Source organism: Candidatus Zixiibacteriota bacterium (assembly GCA_040753495.1).
Classification (GTDB): Bacteria; Zixibacteria; MSB-5A5; order GN15; family PGXB01; genus DYGG01.
Window position 1 is genome coordinate 1 of the sequence record JBFMEF010000163.1, and the last position, 17,842, is coordinate 17,842.

At 50.5% G+C, this 17,842-nt stretch carries 15 protein-coding genes; 1 reads left to right on the top strand and 14 read right to left on the bottom strand.

The window, feature by feature from the left end:
• The 3 genes from AB1690_10630 to AB1690_10640 form a co-directional block, all read right to left on the bottom strand.
• On the bottom strand, nt 1–559 hold a 559-nt coding region (locus AB1690_10630; protein MEW6015767.1), incomplete at its 3' end, for a glycosyltransferase family 9 protein.
• On the bottom strand, nt 556–1,332 hold the full coding sequence (gene uppP, locus AB1690_10635; GenBank protein MEW6015768.1) for an undecaprenyl-diphosphatase UppP: 777 nt from the start codon (nt 1,330–1,332) through the stop codon (nt 556–558). The genes uppP and AB1690_10630, both read right to left, overlap by 4 nt.
• A 55-nt stretch (nt 1,333–1,387) precedes the next feature.
• Nucleotides 1,388–2,032 carry a hypothetical protein gene (locus AB1690_10640; GenBank protein ID MEW6015769.1) on the bottom strand — a complete coding sequence of 215 codons (645 nt, stop codon included), beginning with the start codon at nt 2,030–2,032 and terminating at the stop codon, nt 1,388–1,390.
• A gap of 240 nt (nt 2,033–2,272) precedes the next feature.
• Here AB1690_10640 and AB1690_10645 point away from each other — a divergent pair, with 240 nt between their 5' ends.
• Nucleotides 2,273–3,829, top strand: coding sequence for a sodium-dependent transporter (locus tag AB1690_10645; protein MEW6015770.1), 1,557 nt, complete (start codon nt 2,273–2,275; stop codon nt 3,827–3,829).
• A gap of 150 nt (nt 3,830–3,979) precedes the next feature.
• Here AB1690_10645 and AB1690_10650 read toward each other — a convergent pair whose 3' ends face one another.
• The 11 genes from AB1690_10650 to AB1690_10700 form a co-directional block, all read right to left on the bottom strand.
• Nucleotides 3,980–5,404 carry a sigma-54 dependent transcriptional regulator gene (locus tag AB1690_10650; protein MEW6015771.1) on the bottom strand — a complete coding sequence of 475 codons (1,425 nt, stop codon included), beginning with the start codon at nt 5,402–5,404 and terminating at the stop codon, nt 3,980–3,982.
• A 144-nt stretch (nt 5,405–5,548) separates the two neighbouring features.
• Nucleotides 5,549–6,385 carry a hypothetical protein gene (locus AB1690_10655; protein ID MEW6015772.1) on the bottom strand — a complete coding sequence of 279 codons (837 nt, stop codon included), beginning with the start codon at nt 6,383–6,385 and terminating at the stop codon, nt 5,549–5,551.
• Nucleotides 6,386–6,400: 15 nt separating this feature from the next.
• On the bottom strand, nt 6,401–7,930 hold the full coding sequence (locus AB1690_10660; GenBank protein MEW6015773.1) for a fibronectin type III domain-containing protein: 1,530 nt from the start codon (nt 7,928–7,930) through the stop codon (nt 6,401–6,403).
• A gap of 12 nt (nt 7,931–7,942) precedes the next feature.
• On the bottom strand, nt 7,943–8,659 hold the full coding sequence (locus AB1690_10665) for a PEGA domain-containing protein (protein ID MEW6015774.1): 717 nt from the start codon (nt 8,657–8,659) through the stop codon (nt 7,943–7,945).
• Between the two features lie 132 nt (nt 8,660–8,791).
• Nucleotides 8,792–9,730 (bottom strand): sugar transferase, encoded by a 939-nt coding sequence (locus tag AB1690_10670; GenBank protein MEW6015775.1) that lies wholly within the window; start codon nt 9,728–9,730, stop codon nt 8,792–8,794.
• 396 nt (nt 9,731–10,126) lie between these two features.
• The gene (locus tag AB1690_10675; protein MEW6015776.1) at nt 10,127–11,071 is read right to left on the bottom strand and encodes a PorV/PorQ family protein; all 945 of its coding nucleotides are present in this window, start codon (nt 11,069–11,071) and stop codon (nt 10,127–10,129) included.
• 589 nt (nt 11,072–11,660) lie between these two features.
• Entirely contained in the window at nt 11,661–12,464 is an 804-nt protein-coding gene (locus tag AB1690_10680) for a M48 family metallopeptidase (GenBank protein ID MEW6015777.1), read from the bottom strand.
• Entirely contained in the window at nt 12,461–12,862 is a 402-nt protein-coding gene (locus AB1690_10685; protein ID MEW6015778.1) for a hypothetical protein, read from the bottom strand. Before AB1690_10685 ends, AB1690_10680 begins: the two co-directional genes overlap by 4 nt.
• 15 nt (nt 12,863–12,877) lie before the next feature.
• Nucleotides 12,878–15,004 carry a glycoside hydrolase family 57 protein gene (locus AB1690_10690; GenBank protein MEW6015779.1) on the bottom strand — a complete coding sequence of 709 codons (2,127 nt, stop codon included), beginning with the start codon at nt 15,002–15,004 and terminating at the stop codon, nt 12,878–12,880.
• A 16-nt stretch (nt 15,005–15,020) separates the two neighbouring features.
• Nucleotides 15,021–15,695, bottom strand: coding sequence for a tetratricopeptide repeat protein (locus tag AB1690_10695; GenBank protein MEW6015780.1), 675 nt, complete (start codon nt 15,693–15,695; stop codon nt 15,021–15,023).
• 101 nt (nt 15,696–15,796) lie between these two features.
• Nucleotides 15,797–17,230 carry a hypothetical protein gene (locus tag AB1690_10700; protein ID MEW6015781.1) on the bottom strand — a complete coding sequence of 478 codons (1,434 nt, stop codon included), beginning with the start codon at nt 17,228–17,230 and terminating at the stop codon, nt 15,797–15,799.
• Between the last annotated feature and the right edge of the window lie 612 nt (nt 17,231–17,842).

Sequence of the window (17,842 nt, forward strand, 5' to 3'; positions counted from 1 at the left end):
ACCATTGCTTGGTGGGGAATGAAGCCCCCGGCGCGAGCGCGACGCGAGGATGCCGCGCTACAGAAGAATCGATATCGTCGGGAGTCGGCGGCAACTGTATAACGGGACGGCGGGCATGGATTTCTGACCCCAGCTTGTGGAGAGCCTGATTGTAAAGGTCAATGGTGTGCGGCGGCGAGAGATTCAAAACCTTCCGGTCGCCCCGCCGGGTAGCGCGCCATCGCTCCCAGCGCCTTTTGGGGTAACGCACTTTTAATCCCGCCAGATGATGCGACAGAAAAAAGGAACGAAAATTTCCGTGAAGGTCAACGACGACATCAAACCCTATCTTGTCCAATTCTTCAGCGATTCTGTATAGCTTGATAATGCCGACCTCTTCAGGAAACGGTATAACCTCGTCAACGCCCGCCATCAGTCCGGCTATTTCCCGATTCTTCTCTCTGGTAAGCAGATAGATCTTCGCTTCGGGGTGGGAAATCTTGAGGTTGAGCAAGGGGGCCGATGCCAATATGACATCACCGATAGCGCTTAGTCGTATGACCAGGATTCGCTGTATCATCGGGTAAAATATATAAACCCGAAAAGTCCTACAATCAAGCAGTAAATCCCAAAATACTTGAATTTGCCTTTTTTGATGATATCCAGAAGCCAGTAAACGGAGAGAAGACCGAAGATAAAAGAAGCCAGCAACCCGACAAAGAATTGACCGTAAAGCGCGGTATTAATATCGATGAAATCTTTTATTTTGAAGACGATGGCGCCGGCAATGGTCGGAATAGACAGCAGGAAGGAAAATTCGGCCGCCGCCACCGGGTTGACACCGGCGAACAGACCGGCGGAAATGGTAGAGCCGGAGCGGGAGATACCCGGAAGAATTGCTATGGCTTGTCCGATTCCGATAATAATGGAGCGGCCCAGGGTGACGGGATTATCTTTTTTCGGGACCAAGGCAGTAAGAAGCAGAATCAATCCGGTGACCATCAGGAATATCGAGGTCATAACCGGCGCAGAAAAGGCACTCTCGAAGAAATCCTTGAAAAAGACCCCCGCGATTACGGCCGGAATAGTCGCGACCAGCAGAAGATAGTTCATTCTTCTTGTATCCGTTTCGGTCTTTTTGAAGAAAGAGCCGAGAAGGAGCACGATTCGGCGTCGGAAGTAGATTAGAACCGAAAGGAGGGTTCCCAAATGCACCACCAGTTCAAAAGCGACCCCGGGATTTTTGGCGTGGAGGATATGCTCTGCCAGCACCAGATGCCCTGAGGATGAGACCGGAAGGAATTCGGTCAGTCCCTGCAGAATGCCGAGGAAGATGGCGTCGAAATAGCTCATAAGAAGAGGCTCCGGAGTTTCTCCGGAGCCTGACAATTCCTTTATTTAAATCCGGCTAAAAAGCCTTGAAATCAAGCCCGGTGAATAGCCCGGTGTTGCCGTCAATCTGCAACTCGCCAAAAAGGGCAACCGATGGAGAGAGGTCAAATTTGACTCCCATATTGAATCCGCCTTCGAAGTCAGATTCGGAATCGCCGTTGGAGACCCGTTCCATTCTGATATTGATTCGGCCGTACGGCGAGAGTGTTGAACCGGAACTGAGTTTGAACGGGTAAGAGCCGGTCAGGAATCCGCCCAGTTGAATGAGTGAAAATCCTTCGATATCGACCCACTCAAACAGAAATCCGAATGCCATATCAAGCGGCTGTTTTCTGGTGCGGGAGTTGACATCCATGAACTGGTATTTGAAATCGGCGCCGATGGCAAGTTCCGGGTCGCCGTCCGGAATATCCGGGTCAGAGAAACCAAGTTTGAAGCGCCCTTCGGTATAGTCCGAGAAACCATAAGTAATGGCGCCGAAAAGAGTGGTAAACTCATCTCCAAAGCCGGCGAATCCCCCAATCTGTCCATTTCCAAAACCTACGGTCTGCGCCGTGCTCAATGAACCTGTGAGCAGACCGGCTGACTCATCGGCATACAGCGCTGGCGACAACAGAATAACCGTCAGTAACACTGCCGTGCGGCGTAAAATTTTATTCATTCGAACCTCCTTGCGTAATCGGATTCCGCCAATTATACGTTCTTAGAAATCGGCCGTCAACAATAAATGTCTTAGAAAAAAGTTCAAAAAAGATGCGCCAGGTAAATTCCCTATTGATGACAGCGCAAGCATATGAGCCACAGCCGCTTTTTACTTGACAAGAAATTATCAATACTTTTATAATCGACTGATTATACGGCTTGTCTATAATTCTAATCGACTTTGAGATAGAAAGTACCTATGGAAAAGACTCGTGACAGATGGGGCACCAGACTGGGAGTGATTCTGGCCGTTGCCGGCTCGGCCGTGGGGCTGGGAAACTTTCTCCGCTTTCCGGTTCAAGCCGCCAAGAACGGGGGCGGCGCCTTTATGATTCCGTACTTCATTGCCCTTATCCTGATAGGTATTCCGATGGTCTGGGTAGAGTGGACCGCGGGACGGTTCGGCGGAGGATATGAGCATTCCAGCGCGCCGGGGATATTTAATTCTCTCTGGCGGAAGAACCGCTTTATCAAATATTTCGGAATCGCCGGAATCTTCGGTCCCTTTCTGATTTATATGTATTATGTCTATATCGAGTCCTGGTGCCTGGCATATTCCTTTTATTCTATCACCGGGAAATTATCGGAGATAACATCGAGTGAAGGGTTTGTGCATTTTCTCGGGAATTACCAGGGAGTAGAATCTCCCGGTGTCTGTGCCGGTTCGACCGCCGCCCTGGTGTTTTTTTTGATAACTTTTATTCTCAATATTAGTGTTCTTCGTTTTGGAATCAAAGGGGGAATAGAGAAGCTCTGCAATATCGCGTTGCCGCTTCTGATGTTTTTTGGAATTGTTCTTGCCGTACGGGTTATTACGCTTTTTGCGCCGGACCCTTTGCATCCCGATTGGAATTCTATCAACGGTCTGGGATTTCTCTGGAATCCAGATTTTTCGGCGTTGAAATCAGCCAAGGTCTGGCTGGCGGCGGCGGGGCAGATATTCTTTACCCTTTCGGTCGGAATGGGGGTCATTCTCACTTATGCCAGTTATCTGAAAAAGCAGGATGATGTGGTGCTCTCGGGGCTGACGGCGGCCTCGACCAATGAATTCGCCGAAGTGGTTATCGGCGGCTCCATAGTAATACCGGCGGCGTTTATCTTTTTTGGACCGGAGCAGATCGTCGGGATTGCCGAATCGGGCGCCTTTAATCTTGGCTTTGTAACGATGCCCCAGATATTCGGCAAGATTCCGGTGGGGGCGCTCTTTGGTTTCCTCTGGTTTTTTATGCTTTTTCTCGCCGGGATAACATCCTCCATTTCGCTGGCGCAACCGTCAATTGCCTTTCTGGAAGATGAGTTCAATATATCGCGAAAGAAGGCGGTGGCAATATTTGCCGTCACGTCATTTATTCTCTGTCTGCCGGCGATGCTGTTCCTTCATCGAGGAGTGCTTGATGACCTCGACTTCTGGGGCGGGAGTTTCTTCATTGTAGTCGGAGCCACGCTGGAGATAATACTTCTGGCATGGGTTTTCGGAATCGACAAAGCCTGGGACGAGATGCACCATGGCTGCCAGATGCGGGTGCCGCGGATATTCCGCTTCATAATAAAATATGTCACCCCCACTTTCCTTTTGCTTATACTCGGCTACTGGTTTTACTCTGACTGGTGGAAAGTGATTACGATGCAGGGGGTACCGGCAGAGAACCTTCCTTATGTGCTGGTGATGCGTTTGGTGATATTGGCGTTCCTGGTACTTTTGGGCGTTTTAGTCTGGCTCTCCTGGCGCAAGAGGAAGATGGAAAGTTATTATTGAGGAGAAGACGTATATGACCACTGGTGGATGGATATTCATGATGACATCGTGGGGGCTAATATTCGTTTTAATAATTTTCTGCTTCTGGCGCGTATTCAGCTGCAAAGACGAGAGTCGGCCGGGAAACTCTGCCTGAAGACGAGAAAGAGATTAGTAGATATTATACTTGGAAATGCGGTCGCGGAGAGTATTGCGGGAAATTCCCAGGATTTCAGAGGTCTTCACCTGGTTGGAGCCGAAATGCTTAAGGCAGGAAGATATCAGCGCCTTCTCCAGCGCCGATTCCAGAAAATAGTAGATTTTCCCTTCCGAGCTGTTAATCAACTTGGGCAAAACCGGGTCGATAATCTTTTTGAATATCTCGGTATAATCATCCTGCATATGGTCGAGGTCGATTTCGACTTTGGATTCGATTTCGGAAAAGATCGGGAAATCTTCGGGCTGCAGCGAATCGCTTTTGGTCATCACTACCGCGGTGTGCATATTGTTTTCCAGTTCGCGGACATTTCCGGGCCAGGGGTATTTATTCAGCATTGCCATCGCTTTTTGCGATATCCCCCGAACATCTTTATTGAGTTGCCGGGCGAACTTATTGACAAAATGCTCCGCCAGCAGAGGGATATCCCCTTTTCTCTCGCGCAGGGGCGGGACATAGATGGAAACTACTTTTAGACGATAAAACAGGTCAACCCGGAAAGAGCCTTCCTTCATGCATTGCACCAGCGACTTATTGGTGGCGGCGATGACACGGACATCGACTTCAATCGTCTCATTCCCCCCCACCCGCTCGAATTTTTTCTCCTGCAGCACCCGTAGCAGTTTGGACTGGGTCAACATCGACATATCGGCGATTTCATCAAGGAAGATTGACCCCTGATTGGCTTGCTCGAATTTTCCCAGCCGCTTGAAATAGGCGCCGGTGAATGCTCCTTTTTCGTGACCGAAGAGTTCTGACTCGAGAAGTGTCTCCGCCAGAGCGGCGCAGTTGACCGAAAGAAACGGTTTATTGCGACGGCGGGAGTTGCGGTGAATAGCCCGGGCGATCAGCTCTTTTCCGGTTCCCGATTCTCCGAAAATCAGGATGGCGGCATCCGATTTCGAGACCTGTCCGACCAGTTTGGCGATTTCGACAATCTCGGGCGACTTGCCGACTATTTCATCGACGGCGGTGGCATCGGGCTCCGGCTTTGGTTCCAGCACCGGCCGGGAGCGATTGTAGCCGCAGGCTTTATTGACGGTATCAATCAGTTTTTGGATTTCAAACGGTTTGGTGAGATATTCATACGCCCCCTCACGCATCGCTTCAATCGCGTTTTCGGTCGAGATAAATCCTGAAATCATGATGATGGGGACATCAATGTCGCTCAATTTAGCTTTTTTCAGGATATCGAGGCCGGACATGGTGGGGAGATTGACATCAAGAAGAATCGCGTCGATATCTTTTCGCTCTTTGATGAATTCCACCATCCGCTGACCGTCATCGAGAAAGGCAAAACGGTATCTGTCGGGGTCAAAGAGATTGGCTAAAGAGCGTGAAATTTCCGGGTCGTCATCGACAATAAGTATATTCTTCATAAGCAAATTGTACCCATCTATACAATTCAATTTATCGGAAAGTGGGGGAATTAATTTAGCGGAGAACTGCCGCAAACAGGGCAAATATAGGGATGATTGGCGTATTGAGGCGTCAGAATGGGGTGGAAATGCCCCGGGACCGGCTCATTCCTGGTCAAGCAGGAATTTGACTACGGCGCCGGTGGTAAGGAAATTAATCAGCATATCGATGGCGATTCCTGCCAATAGAATGTAAAAGACCAGCTCCGGGCTGAATTTTTCGACAATGGTATCGACCTCCGCCATGGAATATGAGACCGGAAGCGACAACAGGTATGGCAGGAGCGCCAGGAAAAAGGAAAAAATCGGATACTTGGCGAAATACCCAAAGGAGGTCTGCAGCGCCCCCCAGATTGATTTGCGGAAAATAATCATTGCCGGCAGGGCATAAATGAAAATGCCATAGACAAAGACGGTGAAGAGACGCAAGAGGATTTCGAAGAGGGCGATTCGCCGCGGCGAGCCAGCCAGGAAACTTCGGAACAGAGACGGGAGCGCCCAATTGATAAGAAGGAGGATGATGGTTATAGCCCCCCAAAGAATAATGAGAGAGGGCCAGCGGGAAACGGCCTCAGAGGTCGGGAAACCCTTTCCCTTGCCAGAGGAGTACACTTTGAAGAAGAGGATGGCGGTCATGCCGGCAAAGAGCCCTTCCGCGACAATGCCCAGCAGCAGTTTGCCCCATTGGAATATCTCCGGCAGTAGAATATACAAGCCGGGATAATGGCTGAAGTAGATTTCTCTCCCCTGTCCCAATAGCGCTACCAGAGGGGAAAGAAACATATAGGTAAACGGATAGACATACGATTTTAGGATAAGAAGCAGGAAAAGCTGCAAGAGACCGTAAATGAAGAAAGGAGCCCAGAGTTTCCATCGGAAGATATTCTTAAAAGGCGCCAGATAGGCGGTCAGAAGCCAATTCAGTTTCAGAATGAAACCCAATTACCTTCTCCTTAGCTACGGTATGGCGACCGTGTTTGAGGGTGAGGTCAACCCCTGACGGTCTTTAACATAGATTCTGTAATAATATGTCTGAGCGTCCGGTCTGGTATCGGTGAAACTGGTTCCGGTCGGGCTGCTTATGATGGTCAGCAGGTCGCCGTTGGCTTCGGTGAAATTTATCACGGTGCCACGGTAAACCAGATAGGAATCGAAATCGTCATCATTATTGACCGACCAGGTCAAGATGGACGACTGGTCTTCGCCCCGCCCGGCAAGTGTGACCGCGGTCGGCGGCAGGTTATTAAAGGTCGAATCGCTCGCCACCAGAGAACCGGCGGTCAAACCGGTATTGTCATAGACATAAATTCGGTAATGATACCGGGTCTCCTCATTGAGGTCGGTATCGACAAAACTGGTCGTGGAGCGGGAGGTTACGGTGGTTATGAGCGTGGAACTCTCGCTGACGGCCGAGGTCAAAGAGCGGTACAATCGATAGGCGGCAAAGTCATTGTCAATTGCCTGTGACCAGGTTAGCCTGATTTCGCCGGAGGACTCGGCTTTGGCATTAAGCGAAACGGCCGTGGGCGGATTGGCGATATTTATCAGGGTCGATGCCGGGCGGCTGGGGGCATCATTTCCGGCGGCATCACGAAAACGCCCGGTGACAACGCCGTTGACGACATCAAGATTGATTGGAACAATATATCGTCTCGAATAGATGCCATCATTGGCAGTCAGGTCGCCGCTGGTGCCGTCGTCAAACAGCGTCAGATTGGCAACGCCGGTGAAAGAAATATCGGCAGAGCCGCCTGTTTCGCCGGTCCTTATAAAGAAAGTAACGGCATCGCCGCGGGTAAGAGTGCCGGATGGTCCTTGAAAATAAACACTGTCGATAGACGCGCGGGTATCGAGGATAATGCTGTCGGAAGCGGTGCCATCAGACTCTGAACCGTCAACGAACTGAAAACGGGCGTAGAGACGTTTCACGCCGTCGCCGGAAGAGAGGGTGCGGCCGGAAGGAGAGGTGAAATCCTCCCAAACGGCTCCGGTGAAGGACTGATTTTCGCTCACCTGCATAAGGGTCGCCGTCACCGGCACCACGAAGCGGACGGAGATATTGAGACTGCGGGTGTATAAATCGCCGCTATTGATTATGACCGAAACGGCTCCCAGGACAGCGCTGACGGCGCTTGATTTTGCTCCCTCCAGCTTTGAGCCGGTTACGGTCGCCACTTTGAAATAGTACGGTCTTCCCGCCGTAAGTCCGGTCAATATTTTTGCATAAACACCAGACGAGGTTGAATCATGCAGACGGTAATCGCCATTCAGGGAGTCGGCGGTGTAAATTCGGAAAAAAGAAACCGCTGTTGAATCAGTCAGCTGCCAGGAGAGGCGGACACTGTTATCGAGATGGGTCACCTGGAGCATAATCGGCACCGGCGGTTCTGTGGGAAGACTGAAGGGCAGTTCTTCATTCTCCAGATAGCGGCTGCAGCCGACCGCCAGGGTCAGGAGAGCGACAAAAATGATATATATATTTTTCATAGATTGTCCCTCCTAAAACCGGTGAGTCAGGGCGACCGTTGCGCCGCCGGATTTCAGGTCGGGTTGGACAGTTATGCTGTTGACGAGAGTGCTTCCCTTTTCTTCGGGGAAAAAGAAAAGGACATCGATGAGATTAATTCCCCAGGCGGCAATGGCGGCGCCGATGGCAATCCGGCGCTTGTTCTCGGAATCATAAGCGGTCTTGCGGGCATCCTGCAGAACGGGATAGAGCCGCTCTTTCTCCTCGAAACTGCCGGCGGTGTTGTAATCACGCAGCAGGCTATCGTAGCGGTCGTTATCATCATTAAAATCGCTGTCGGTCCGAAAGTAGTAACCGATGGTCCCGACAGCCAGAAGGGCAAAGACAAACCCTTTTGTTTTCTGTTCGGTGTACGCCTGCCCCCATCCGGGGATAAAAAGCGAGCGCGCCGCCGCTTTGAAGCGGGTTTTCGGTTTTAATTTGACGGTGAGATTTACCTCGCGCCCCGCCTGAAGGAAAACAGAGGACTTATATGTATCATATCCGTACTTCCTGATGGTGACTTTGAAATTCCCCTCGAGTCCCTGCATGAACTTTATCGGCGTCAAGCCGCTTACGGTAACGGCGCCGGCAACTTTAACCTCCGCCCCTGACGGACTGGTATCAACAGAAAGCCCTCCCCCCTGCGCCCTGGCGAGGGTCGGAAGAAGGTATAATATCAGAAATCCCAATATCCCTTTGGTAAGCATATTCCATTCTCTCTTCTAAGAATTGTCGCTATTTTATAATCGGGAAAGATATAGATTTTTTCATACCATATCAACAATTAAAAAAAAGCCCGCCTTTAAGCGGGCTTTTAAAATCTTCTGCGACACCTGCGTTCAACAGGCGCCTCGTCCTGTCGCAACCACCACAACGGTTTTCAGCAGAATCTTAATGTCGCTCCAGATTGACCAGTTGCGAATATAGACGATGTCGTTCTTTACCTTTTCGACCACGGAATCAACCGAGGAATCGTATCCCACCCGCACTTGCGCCAGACCGGTAATACCGGGCTTGACTTTGAGACGGGTAGTGTAGCCGGGGACCTTCTGCGATAGGTCTTTGACAAAGAAAGGACGCTCGGGACGGGGACCGACCAGAGACATCTCCCCTTTCAGGACATTCAGCAACTGCGGCACTTCGTCAATGCGGGTCTTGCGGAGGAACCGCCCCAAACGGGTGACCCGGTTGTCATTCTGCGTCGCCCAGACAGGACCGCAATGTTTCTCGGCATCCTGCACCATAGTGCGGAATTTAATTACCTTGAAAGGTTTCCCGAGCAGGTCTTCACGACGTCGCTCCACCTGGCGAATATCACCAGAGTGCTCGATATTAAGAGCGCGGCGATGCCGGCGGCGGCGATTGATGCCGATTCTATCCTGGAGATAGAAGACCGGACCGCGGCTGTCCAACTTAATCAGTATGGGAACTATGAGAAATATGGGCAATGCCAGGAGCAAACCCAGCAGAGCGCCGAAAAGATCCAAGCATTTCTTCAAGGACTTATCAATCATTTCAAGCACCAACTTTCCCGGTTTGGAAATAGCCGTAGGAAATAAGAATGTAAATCCAAAAAGCGCCCCCAAAAAGAGAATTCCAGAAAAATATTCGCCGAAATAGAAGCGCACGGAATCGCCGAGCGATTCTCTCTCGAACGGTACATAACGTGAACGGGATTTAAGCCCTTCAGCCGTTCCTCTCAGGACAGCCCGGTTGGAGAGGGCAACTGATGTGACAGATGTTGAGTCAGGGGTGTTATTAGTGAGGTTTTGGCTCATTGTCAGTCTTATCTCTTGATTTTCCTGCTAAATTTAATTTGATAGGTATTAACCGTTGTGGGATAATCGAGCAAAATGACTGCCAATAGGATTTTAGAACCCCAAATTACCATGGGGAAAACGGATAGTTTTGGTTTGATATATATAAGTGATTGCTGTCGAATAGATTAGAAATACATCAATACGATGTAGAAGTGGTATTTTTTGACGGGCGGCAGTCGGCGTTTTGGGGATTAGAGGGTTTTCCTGAATACCCCATCATAAATGATGCAACCTATTGCGCATAATTTACGAAAAGATATGCATTCGAAACCAAAAAGAGAGGACTGAAAAATCGGGCTTTTCCAGTCCTCAATATTCTGATTTAATAAGTTACTATTTCACGCCATATCTGCTTTAATTTCCGAATTGAAATGTAAGTGAAAAGCGGTGCAGACTCTCGGAGGTGAATTCCACCTGGGGAGTGAAGGTGTAATCGAACTGTGCCGGACCCAGAAGCGCACCGGCGCCAAAGGAAAGACTCTGGCCCAGTTTCCACTCCTCCTGCTCGGGGAAATAGTTGAATCCAGCGCGCAGAAAGTACCGGTCAAGATAGGCAAATTCATATCCGTTTTTCAGAATCAGGTCGCCGTAGAAACGATTTTCCACTTCGAGGGCAACACCAAAGGATGGTCCAAACGGATAGTATGCCAGACCGCCTCGCAGATTGAGCGGGAGATTTTCTTCGGTACTTTCAAATTGAAGTTTTTCGCCGAGGTTGGAAAGAGCCGCGCCGATGAAGAGGTTTTCCCACTTGTAAAGGGCGCCGAGGTCAAGCGCCAGAGCGGAGGCGCGGATATCGGCAATTGAGATATTGATATATTTGGCTCCCAGTCCGAGCGAGAAGTTTTCATTCAATTGATAGCCGGCCGAGACACCGATTGCCATATCAAAGGTAGAGCCGACGTCACCAGTCGGAACATCGTTTATATCGTACCCTTCAATTGTACCATAGTCGAGATAGGCAGCATTGAGTGAAACCGCCAGCTTGTTAGAGACCGGAAGGGCAAACCCGAGGGCATCGAAGTTGATATCCTGGTACCAGGAAAGATGGGAGAGGCTGGCTTCCATACTTTCGAATCCGCCCAGGCCGGCCGGGTTCCAGTGACCGGCGTTGGGGCCATCAGCAAGAGCGGTAAAAGCACCGCCCAGACTCGCCGCCCGCGCTCCGATGCCAATATTGAGGAAGTCGGCGGATGCGCCGCCGTTATCTGAGGCAATCGACGCCCGCCCGAGCAGGGCGCTGACTATCATCAGAAAGACCCAGATCATCAGGATGCGATTAATATATTTCTTACCCATTGCAACCACCTCTGTTAAGTTTCGTCATTACGCTCTCCGGTAATTGCAAGGTCAGTGCCCGCCCCAGATAACTAATTGGAATCGCCAAAGAAGTTTTCCCGTCCTCCATAAATTCCCCGCAAATCGTTATAATACCACTACTTAAACCGATAGACGGTTTAAGCTTTTTCCGCCCGGTTGGACCACTCAGAATGTAGATTATTGGCCGAAAGCAATGCGAGTAATACGATTTTCAGGCAATCTTAACCAGAATCCCCATTTTGATTCTATAAGACCTTAACGCCTTTCAATTTACGGCCAAAGTTCATTTCCTGCACACCATTTCAATTATTGTCGGTATTTCCGCCAGTTTCCTTGAACAGGTATGGTGGAAAACCGATATTTGGCGACTATAATTTTTTTTGATGATGATTGTCAATAAAAAACTCGGAAGGCGCAAATAAATTTAGCGGCGCAGGATGTGCACCAAGAATGTGGCGAAAAGACGGTTGTCAGGAAGGTTATCCGGGGAGAATGAATCTTACAGAATTGAGGGCATTAATTCGGCAGGATAGATTTTGCACAGCGGGAATGCCCTGACGCCGACAGTCTATTTTAGGCGAGATTTCATCTTTTGGTACGAATCTCTTCCGAGCTCTAAGCTGGCAGGAAACGGTTTCATCTGTTGGATAAGAGCGCGGCTGTTGGCGATTCTCTCCTGAGTGTCGGGATGGCTCATGGTCAGACTTTCAAAAAAGCTGGGAGACCCATCCGACATCGATGCCAATTTCTCGAACATGGTGACCGCCGCCTCGGGATTATATCCGGCGCGCACCATATACTGGATTCCAAAATTGTCGGCTTCATTTTCATCGCTTCGGGAATAACTGGCGAAAGCCAGTCCCATGCCGATATTCACGACGGCCCGCATCGCTTCCGAGCTCTGCCCAAAGACCAATTGCTCCACCAGTGAGACTCCCATGGCGGCCTGCAGACGTTTCACGCTGTGCCGTCCCACCACATGAGAGACTTCATGAGCAATCACCGAGGCTAATTCCGCCTCGTTATCCATGGTTTTCAGCAAGCCGGTATAAAGATAAATATATCCCCCCGGCGCGGCAAAGGCATTGACCATATTGGAATCGATGACGGCAAAATGGTAGCTGATATCTTTCCGGTCACAGACTTCGACAATTTTCTGCCCGATATCGCCGACATAATTCTGCCAGAGGGTATCCTGAAGAATACGGTTCTGCTGACGGACAGTCTGGTCCATATCCTGACCGATTGAAGCCTCAGTGTCGGACCCGATCAAGATAAATGATTTCTTTCCGCCGGGGCCGGTGACGGCGCATCCAAGCGCCAGGAGAAGAACAACAGAGATTACTATTCTGTGGAAAGGGCTCTTTTTCATATTTTAATCTTCTCGGCAATATCTCCGATTATAGGCAACCGATATTCTTTCCCCTGCAATCCGAAAATGATGCCGGCGGCAGACGCCCCCAGAGCCAAGATGAGGACGGTCTTCCAAACCATCGAAGAGAGTCCCGGTATTAGAAATATCCCGGCGATAATCTCTATAAGGAAGAGAAGCAGGCCCTGGCGGCTGTGAAAGCGGGAGCGCGGGTCATCCCGCATCTGCAGGATAGGTATCAGGCAGAGAAACGGAATATATGCCAGAATCGAGGCGATAAGACTCTGGTCTTTCAGGATTTCGGATTCCCTGAGCCTGGCATCAAGCGGCTCATCAAGAGACGGTATGGTCTTGCCATCCTGCTCGCTTTTTTCTTCTTTAAAGAATGAATCTGCCATATCAAACCTCTTCGTCTATACCTGCCAGAAGATTTCCCGCTCCCGTTCCGGAATATTGACCACGATAGGGTCATCGAGGGGCCATCTTTCAATCAGTTGATTTCCCTGGTGAAAAGAGACATAGAATTCTATCTTTCCGTATCCCTCTTTCAGAAGCGCGGTTCGGGTGAATGCCGCTTCCAGCAGATTTTTTATTGAGAAACGGAAATCGCCTTCATCCCTGAAAGCAGTTTTCATCAAAGGCATTTCTTTCACTCCCGAATTTTTGAATTCAATCAGGATTCTGCCTTGTCGAGAGTCAACTAATTCAATTTTAGATGTAAAGTCAAGCCGAATGTAGAAGTGTTCATGGTCGTAGGCGAAGTAGATATCGCTAAAGAGGCGGTCGGCGCGGTGCATGGCGCCGCCGGCGCGCGAGCAATCGTAATGACCGGCGCCGCTCCATTCATAATAATGTGTCAAGGCGCCATCGATTTGGGGCGTCACCAGCGCTTCCGGCAGGCTGATAAACGACTCGGTGCGGGCTCGATGAATCGGCTGCGCCAGGGCCGGCGGGGGCGCGGCGCCGATTATTTTGTAAACGGCGCTCAAATGCAGGCGAAAGAGGCGGTCGAAGTCGCTGTTGTGCGCGCCGATATGCTCATCGCCAAACCACCAGTACCAATCGGACCCTTCGGCGATATAAAGTTGTTTCCATGCCGCGGCCAGTTTCTCTTTTGAGAACTGCGGCTGGCGCGCCTGAAACTCGCTCAATGTCTTACGCGCATCATAGACAAGGTCCCAGGCGGTATTGTCTTCGTAGTGTCCAATCCAGATTTTAAAGTTATGATTTATCCAAGAACCGGCGAATATCTTCGGCAAAAGGGTCGGTTTAATGTCGGCGGCGGCATCAGCAAAGGAAACCACCTGGAAGCGCTCGTCACGAGAGAGTGTGTCGAACAGTCTTTCCAGGAAGTCATGACCGTCATTAGGGTAATATTCCCAGGCGTTTTCGCCGTCCAGAATAATCGGAATCACGGAGGAACTCAGTTTTCCGGAGAGGACCTCGCGGATTCTTGACAGATGGAGCATGAAATCAGCCGTCGCCTTTTCGGCGTTCCAGTTGGAGTAGACAAAACCGAGTTTATCAGAAAGTCCCCGGTCGCGAAAGAAAAGTCTCAGGTCGGGGGCATCCTGGAAGGCGTAAACGGTATGGGGCGAAAAGCGGCGCGGCTCCAGTCCCGATTTCCCCAGCGACTGATACAGGATATCTTCGTCGGTTGCCGCCCAGCGGAACCCGGCGGAGCCGATTAACCGAAGGACTTCCTCCGACACGGAGCCTTCCGAGGGCCAGATTCCCTCCGCTTCCGTTTCAAAAATCTCGCGGAATCGCCGTCGCGACTCCTGAAGATGCCAGACGGCATCCTCGGGGTAGCGAAAGGGATTTTTCGGAAGGGTCATATTGGGCATCGCTTCCTTGGCAGATTCCTGGTCCACCAGAAGCGGCAGGATGGGATGATAATACGGGGTAAAAGAGATATCTATCTTCCCTTCCTGGAATAGCTGTTTGTAAGTCGGCACAATTCGTTTAAGAAGCGCCAGCTGGTAATCGAGGAGGGCGTCTCGGTCTTCATCGCTGAAATCGCGGCCCTTTTCGAACAGTTCCCGCACCGGCGATTCCCGGCGAAACATTGGGTCAATCCAGACCAGGTTTGACCAGACCTGCAGGTCGCGCCATTCGGTCGAAGAGAAGATTTCGGCGGCGAGATTGGTGTCGGCGCCGCAACTTTCCTTTTTGCGATACAATTGACGATAGCGCGGATACGGCTCAATCATGGTCGCCGGTGGTGCCGAGAAGAATGAGAGCAGAATCTCTTTCTTTTCATCAAGGGTAAGGCTTCTCCCCGTCTTGCGACTAAGTTCGAGGTGCCGGTCGGTGTACCCCTCTCCGTACATTTCAATCTGGTCGAGAAGCGACGGCACCAGATTGAAGGTCATTTTGAGGGTGGGGTATTGCGCCGCCAGAAGGGGCATATCGAGATAATCTTTGAGTCCGTGGAAGCGGACCCAGGGCATCATAAAACTATTCTGTTCGGGATGAAGATAAAGGGGCTGATGCATATGCCAGAGAAAGGCAACTTTGAGTTTCGTATTCTCCGACATATGGCGTCGAAAACGGTCAGGAATTGAGTCGTAAGGTCATGGCATGCCGGGTGGCGGTGCGAAGATATTCCGAGCCGGGGAATTTCTCTTTCATCTCATCGAGAAGAGAATCGACTTTGCCGCGGTCACCGGCGCTGACGTAGTTTCGGATAGCGGAGAGATAATAATCCGGGGCGGCCGGCGATTCCGGATAGAATCTAAGTGCGTCGAGAAACTTATCTCCAGCCGGCTGAAACTGCTGTTTGTTTTCGAGGCAGGCGCCGGCGCCGGCGATGGCCGAGGAGGTCATCAATTTGTCATCGCGATATTTTTCGGCGTACTGCTGATAGGCATTGAGAGCTTCATCATAATTCTTGCTCTCGTAATAGGCGTTGGCCAGATGGAACAGGGCCAGACCGCCGACGGTACCGCCATAACTGTCCGCTATAGATTTCAGCTCGAGGATTGCCACCTGGTAATTCTGCCGTCGCGCCTCGGCTACGGCGCGATTGAGGCGGTCCAGCGATTCGGCTTCTTTTCCTTCCTGCATGCCGAAGAAATAGACGGCGCCGACTACGACCAGAACCACCGCGGCCGCCGCGATACTGATGACCTGCCAGTTGGCCAGAAACCACTCGCGCGATTGAAGCATGTAGTTGGTGAATTTATCTTCTTTGATTTTGTGTTTGGACAGTTTGACTTTGGTGCGCATTAATCACTCACAATTTTTTCTTTCTGTTATCGGCTGAAACGGCTTATTCCCTTAAGAGAGATAAGGCGGGGCGGCAGACGGCTCCGCCCCGGCAAGATTTCCTAAAAATACCCGGTGAAGGTGAAATTCAGATGATGATTTTTCCAGTAGTTGCGATATTTCAAATCCTCATCGGTAAAGACGTCGTTATTGGAGCTGCCATCAAGATAGATTTTCTGCTTGTAAGTGGTGTAGGTGTATGCCACATCCAGCATGACCTGCGACCATCTGACGCCGGCGCCCAGCGAAATACTATAGCCGGTTATCTTGTCGCTGTCATAATTGAAAATATAAGCGACACGGGTGGAATCGTTGACGGACGAATTCTTGGGTCCCTCATAGCGAACTTCTCTCAAGATAGCGTTACCGAACGGCAACTCCTCGTTGCGGAAGCCGGCGCGCAGCGGCATTTCGCCGATAGGCGTATTTAGAATATACTCGGCTCCCAGGCGGAACTGAACCACATCGCTCCAGTTAGGGTCGCGGCTGGAGAAGAATTCCAGACGGTCGCCGCCGGCGGTCAGTTTCAAGCTGTCGAGGTTACGCACCAGCTTGCCGGAGAAATTGCGATATTCGACATCGGCGGCAAGAAGCAGATTCTCATTCAGATTATATCCCAAGCCGAGACCGACTATAAGGGGAATTTCAATCTTTGAAGTCCGGTCATCGATATAGTTGGTATCGGTCAGGTTATCCATAGGGACATTATTGAAGGTTGTTATCCGGTAAAGGGTCGAGTCCGATTCCCCTTTCAAATCAAACGGGGTCCGGACAATCAGGCCGCCGCGCACGGTCTCGCCGGAGTAAAGCAGTCCCAGGGTCATATTGAACCCGGAGTATTTGGTCGAGTCGAGCACCTGGACACTGCTCAGGTATTGGTACCGGGTGAAAAAGAGGGTGGTATCGTACCAAAGGCTGCGCAGCTCTTCGGTGGTAACTTTGCCGTAATAGACATTGCCGGAGAGCCCAAATGACAGCTGCTGATAGATACGGGTACCGAAGCCGATATTGATGCTGTTGATACCGCCATGGCGCTCGTAGAAGGCATTCGGCTCAACTGTCTGCGAGGCATCAGCCAACCGCTCGCCGAACTTGAAATAAGTGTCAAAAGCCCGGTTGTAAGCCAGATTCAGCACGAAATGGTGGTTCTTGACGCGCAGGGGGGAAATGATATTCCAGTAGTTTATGGAGCCGAAATTGCCGGTATGGTTATAGTCGTAAGGGATATCTGATTCCCTGAAGTAGGTGAAGCGACCGCGGGGCAGAAGCACTCCATAGCTGAAAACCATCAAGGTCTTCTCATGAACATAGAGACCGGCCGGATTCCATCCGCCGGCGGTGCCATCGTTGGATATTCCGAGATAAGCCTGCCCCATACCTTCGGAGCGGGCGCCGCCTCCGAAGAAATTGAAGGTTAATCCTTGCTCTTGAGCGGCGACTGTCGTTGTGAGGGCAACAATCAGAAAGAGGGCGATTTTGGACAACGACAATTTCATATATTCCGTTCCTCCCGTAAATAGGAAAAAATTTTTTTCATAAACTATTGACGCACAACTCTTCAAAATATCAGAGGCAAAATATAACGATTGCCGAAAACGGTGTCAAACGGTTTTTGAAATATATTTGCCGGGATAAGGCCGGCGGCGGAGCCGGTAACTTCCAATATTCTAAAGGATTATAGCCTTGGGTGTGAGACTACGCCCCGGTCACCTGGCTCTCTTCCCTGGCGCCTCGGTGCCCCACCGCTTGCGGTGGGATGATATATAGTTTGCGTTCTGTCGGTAACAACCCACCCCAAGGGGTGGGGCACCAATAACCTCACCCATATCGACCTTGCCAATCCGCTGGGGACTGATTATTTTGATTTCGCTTGGATCGCCTACGGGGAGTGTAAGAAGGAAAAGTTGAGCATAAGTCAGCCGAACAAGACAGAAGATGTCAAGACCGTCCGACTGCCGGGGATATGGACAGGGAGATCGGAGGTCTGAGCTTCCCCCGAAAGAGTGGACACTGAAATAAGGTCTGATGTATATTTGATTTTAAGGAGGTGTTCACGATGTTGGAGAAGCGTCGTCAGTATGACGGGGATTTTAAGGTTTCTGCGGTTC

Bases quoted from the DNA above. Each gene is read 5' to 3' on its own strand.
- AB1690_10685 (MEW6015778.1), bottom strand. From the start codon at position 12,862: ATGGCAGATTCATTCTTTAAAGAAGAAAAAAGCGAGCAGGATGGCAAG.
- AB1690_10680 (MEW6015777.1), bottom strand. From the start codon at position 12,464: ATGAAAAAGAGCCCTTTCCACAGAATAGTAATCTCTGTTGTTCTTCTC.
- AB1690_10665 (MEW6015774.1), bottom strand. From the start codon at position 8,659: ATGCTTACCAAAGGGATATTGGGATTTCTGATATTATACCTTCTTCCG.
- AB1690_10690 (MEW6015779.1), bottom strand. From the start codon at position 15,004: ATGTCGGAGAATACGAAACTCAAAGTTGCCTTTCTCTGGCATATGCAT.
- AB1690_10695 (MEW6015780.1), bottom strand. From the start codon at position 15,695: ATGCGCACCAAAGTCAAACTGTCCAAACACAAAATCAAAGAAGATAAA.
- AB1690_10675 (MEW6015776.1), bottom strand. From the start codon at position 11,071: ATGGGTAAGAAATATATTAATCGCATCCTGATGATCTGGGTCTTTCTG.
- AB1690_10640 (MEW6015769.1), bottom strand. From the start codon at position 2,032: ATGAATAAAATTTTACGCCGCACGGCAGTGTTACTGACGGTTATTCTG.
- AB1690_10650 (MEW6015771.1), bottom strand. From the start codon at position 5,404: ATGAAGAATATACTTATTGTCGATGACGACCCGGAAATTTCACGCTCT.
- AB1690_10645 (MEW6015770.1), top strand. From the start codon at position 2,273: ATGGAAAAGACTCGTGACAGATGGGGCACCAGACTGGGAGTGATTCTG.
- AB1690_10700 (MEW6015781.1), bottom strand. From the start codon at position 17,230: ATGAAATTGTCGTTGTCCAAAATCGCCCTCTTTCTGATTGTTGCCCTC.
- AB1690_10670 (MEW6015775.1), bottom strand. From the start codon at position 9,730: ATGAGCCAAAACCTCACTAATAACACCCCTGACTCAACATCTGTCACA.
- AB1690_10660 (MEW6015773.1), bottom strand. From the start codon at position 7,930: ATGAAAAATATATATATCATTTTTGTCGCTCTCCTGACCCTGGCGGTC.
- uppP (MEW6015768.1), bottom strand. From the start codon at position 1,332: ATGAGCTATTTCGACGCCATCTTCCTCGGCATTCTGCAGGGACTGACC.